Raw genomic sequence first — 4191 nt, 5'->3', positions numbered from 1 at the left:
TGGTCCCACTGGCGCAGACGCCACCAAGCCATCGCCCAACGATGCCACTACCTGAAAAGAGTCAGCTCAGGACACGAAATCTGACTGGAGTACTAGAGCTGATCCCGGCCCGCCAATACCAGGAGACTGTCGACGAACTGGCCGAACTTCCCCAGCTGTTCATCGCGGTCTGACCCGCACGCCGGCCGCCCCCTGAGGGATTCGGGGGCGGCCTTCTCTAAGGGCTGTCCCGTAATCCCCGGTGGATCAGCGCGCGGCGTCAGATGCGGTGCATCGCAAGGCGGAGGGGTGTCCGCATACTGGATGTATTCGGACGTTCCGACAACGCAGCGAGGTGCTGTAGCTGTCGTCGCGCGCCCGCCGGGGATTACGGGACAGCCCTTAGTGCCGCATCAGCCAACGTTTGCCCTGCTCACGACCTCGCGAAGGCGTTCGTCTGGGGCGTGTTTGTTCCGCCAGATGATGTAGTGGCGGATCATGTTGCCTTGCTCTTTGTGGCTGGTGTGGTCGGTACCATCGAGGGTGAAGTAGCGCAGAACGGTGAACTGGGCCTCGATGCGGTTGAGCCAGGAGCTGTTGGTCGGGGTGCAGGCGATCTCGACGTTGTTCGCCGCCCACGTTGCGACCCGCTGGCATCGTTTCGTCGTCAGGTGTGGGGAGCAGTTGTCACAGACGATCGCAATGCGCACGTCCATCGGGTGCAGTGAGCGCAGGTAGCGGCAGAACTCCAGGAACTTCGACCTGTTCTTGGTCTTCTTGACATGCCCGTAAAGGTGGGCCTTGGCAAGGTCGTGGGCGGCGAACAGGTGCCGGACGCCGTGCGGGCGGGGGTAGGTCACCCGGCGGCGGGGCCGGGGCTCGTGATCGGGACCCCTGTGTCGGCCGCCGCGTTCGGCCCATTGCCGGCCGGGGTGCGGCTGGAAGTTGAGCGGCCCGAACTCGTCCACGCACAGGATGACTTCGGGCTCGCCTTCCTCGGGTATGACCTCGCCGTCGGCGATGGCGCAGAGATGCTCGATGCGGGCCTTCTTGGCTGCGTAGTCCGGGTCGCGGGAGGTCTTCCAGGTCTTCATGCGTTGAAAGGAGACGCCCTCCTCGCGGAGCAGGACCCGAGGGCCCTCGTGGCTGATGTCGTCGACCACCCCCTCGGCGACCAGGAAGTCGGCCGGCTTGACCAGGCTCCAGGCCGAGAACGGCAGGCCGGGCTCGGCCGGCCTGGACTTGGCGATCTTCTTGCTCTCCCGGCGTTCCGGAAGGTTGAAGGTCCTCGGCCGACCGCCCTTGTACTTCGGGGAGAGCATCTCGAAGCCGTCCGCGCTGAAGTTGTGGATCACGTCCCGGACCCGGTCCGGGCTCGTGAACGTCACCTCGGCGATCTTCGCCACGGACATGCCCTGCGCGGACAGCAACACCATCTGGGCCCGCCGCCAGGTCACCACCGAACCGGTGCCTCTGCGGATGATCCGCAGCAACCGCCTGCCCTCGTCGTCATCGATCCCCCGGCCCCGCACACGTTCAGCCACGTGATCATTCTGACCGCCCGGCGCAGCAACCAAGCGATACGTCACAGCGGGGCGAACGTTGCCTGATGCGGCACTAGCCGTCGCAGGTCAGGTCCTTCGCGGGCAGCCGGCCCGTGGCCAGGTACCGCCTGACGTCGGCATCCGCACAGGACGGGCCAGCCACCACCACGCCGTGGCCTTCGCCGCCGACCACCGTGACCATCCGCGCACCGTGCAGCGCCCGACGCATGCCCTGCGCCATGGCCAGCGTCGCCTGCGGATCCCACTCGTTCTGCACAATCAGCGCGTTGACGTCGTTGCTCACCACGGTGGCAGGCTCGCTTGCCGCCGACTTCCAGAACGCGCACGGCTGAATGTTGGCCCCCAGATCGCCAGCCAGCGGGTACATGGCTCGGTCTCGGATCACGTCCCGGCGGTACTGCTCGGGGTTGCGCGGCCAGGTACGGGTGTCGCCGCAGAAGACGGACCACACGACGGCGGACGCGTTGTCCGCCGGAACGTCCGCAGCGAACGCCCCCGCGTCGGTGGACCGGGCCGGGGCGGAGCCGGGGGGCGCCGATCCGGCCGAAACTGCCGACGCGGCCAGCGTGGCCGACGCGGGGGGTCCGTCCCCGGCCGCGGCCTTCAACCCGACGATCCACGGGGTGACGGCCTCGACGTGGACGAACGCGTTGTACGCGGAACGGATGGCGCCGCCGCTGAGCGCCCCGCCCTCCGTCGGGATGGGCGTGCGGTCGGCGTGGGCGATGAGCTCCCAGTACGTCTTCCGGACCTCCGCCGGAGTCGAGCCCAGCCCGTAGGTGGCGTTGCGCGCGGCGGCCCACTCGGTCCACCGAGTGAAGGCGAGCTCGGCCCCCGCCGACCATCCCCGGAACGTCCCTCGCCACGCGAGCGTCGGATCGAGCGCGCTGTCGAGCACGAACCGGTCCGAGCGCTGGGGGAACATCTGCGTGTAGACGGCGCCCAGGTAGGTGCCGTACGAGTACCCGAAGTAGGAGATCTTCTTCTCTCCCAGTGCCGCCCGGACGACGTCCATGTCCCGTGCCGTGTTGCGGGTGGTGATGTGCGGCAGTACGTCTCCCGCCTTGGCCCAGCACTTGTCGGCCACCGTCCGGGCCCAAACCACGTCCTTCGCGAACGTCCCTGTGGTGTAGGGGTGCTGGAAGGTCTGCTCCTCGTCCGTCAGGCTGCAGCCGATCGGCGCACTCTGTCCGACCCCGCGCGGGTCGAAGCCGATCAGGTCGAACCGCTCTCGTACCTCTGCAGGCAGCAGCGCCTCCATCTCCGCGGGCATGGTCAGCCCCGGAACACCCGGTCCCCCGGGATTCATCAGCAGCACGCCGTGCCGCTCTCTCGCGCTGCCCGCCTTGATCCGCGATATCGCGAGCTCGATCTTCCGGCCCCTGGGGGAGCTGTAGTCCAGCGGCACCTTGACTTTCGCGCACTCCAGGGCTGCAGGCTGGCCTGTGCCGCAGCGTTCCCAACGGAGTTTCTGCTGCGCGTACTGCTGGAGCGGATCCCCTGCGGCCGACACTGTCACGGGGGTGAGCACTGCCATCACGGTCGTCACCGCGCCGACCGTCAGCACGGAAACCGTTCGGGCGCCTCGTAGAGCCATGTCATTCCTCTGTACAGAAATCAGTGTCTCGGATCGCCTCCAGTCTCTGTTCGTCCACCACTCGTTCCCGTACGACGCGGGGATGGGCTCATGATCCAACTTGCGGAGTAGGACGACGCACCGCCGTCCTGCTGGAGTCCTGCTCCTCATAGTGCATCGGTCCGGGTAGGCGGCCGACCGGCCATCTACCGGCAGTCACGCCGTGGACACCCCGGCCCGCAGCGCGACAACGGTACGGACGGCCGCAGCGCCGACGACGCGGCCGATCGTGCCGACGGCGTCCCGGTGGGACCGGGTGAACACGGTTGCCTCGTTCCGGCATCCGCCGGGGCGGGGGCCGACACCGACCTCGTTGCGCACCACGCCGACCGGGTTGCCGCTCTTCGCAACCGCCCACCCCGGCGGGCGGACGTCAACGATACGCTGGTGTCCATCAGTTGACGCCCCACACTGTGCACACCCACATGCGGACAGCAGGGGACCGGTGTAATCGCCCCAGATCGCCTGCGGCAGTTCAGCCGTTTCGCGGGTGGTGTACGGGTGGAGCGGCGTAGGTCGAGCGCCCGAGCGGTGGCCAGGTTCTTGTCGGCGGCGAGCTCCTCGGGAACGGCTGTGGCGGACCAGGCCGGCGCCTCGGCCCAACCGGCGCGGCCTCTCTGGCTTTCCGGGCCTATCGGATCAGCGCGCGGCTCCCCCGGCCCTTAGGGGTTAGGGGAGGGATACCCGGCGTCGCACGTCCAGCAAGTTCCGGAAAGGAGGCCCTGGTGCCGCCCTGCGGAAGTCCGTGGAGGGGTGAGGATCAGGCGGTCTCGAGTGCCTTTGTAGGCCCATCGGTAGGGCTTGGGGGTCTCGTTGCGGCCGATGACGTATGCCTCCAGCCTCTCGATCAGGTCCTCGCGGCCGACGAAGCCGCCGTCCAGTGGCAGAAGGCACCGGTCGCCGCCGGGGCCACCTATGGGCTTGATCCGCTTTGACGGACATCGGAGATCAGTGGCTTCGGCCCCGGAAGGATGATGTCCATCATGGAGAGCATGGGGAACAAGAAGCCGC

General features: G+C 67.9%; 2 protein-coding genes. Both read right to left on the bottom strand.

The annotated features are described in order from the left end of the window. Window positions 1–392: 392 nt before the first annotated feature. Entirely contained in the window at window positions 393–1523 is a 1131-nt protein-coding gene (locus ACWCXX_RS40680; protein ID WP_451136275.1) for an IS630 family transposase, read from the bottom strand. Between the two features lie 73 nt (window positions 1524–1596). Beyond that, a complete protein-coding gene (locus ACWCXX_RS40675; RefSeq protein WP_451136273.1) occupies window positions 1597–3141 on the bottom strand; it encodes an alpha/beta fold hydrolase in 1545 nt (514 codons plus the stop codon). Between the last annotated feature and the right edge of the window lie 1050 nt (window positions 3142–4191).

This window comes from Streptomyces sp. NPDC001732, assembly GCF_053596315.1.
Note: the sequence above shows the minus strand (reverse complement) of the source record. Positions and strands in the feature narration are given on the sequence as shown.

Coding starts and splice junctions, on each gene's coding strand:
- ACWCXX_RS40675 (WP_451136273.1), bottom strand. CDS start 3,141: ATGGCTCTACGAGGCGCCCGAACGGTTTCCGTGCTGACGGTCGGCGCG.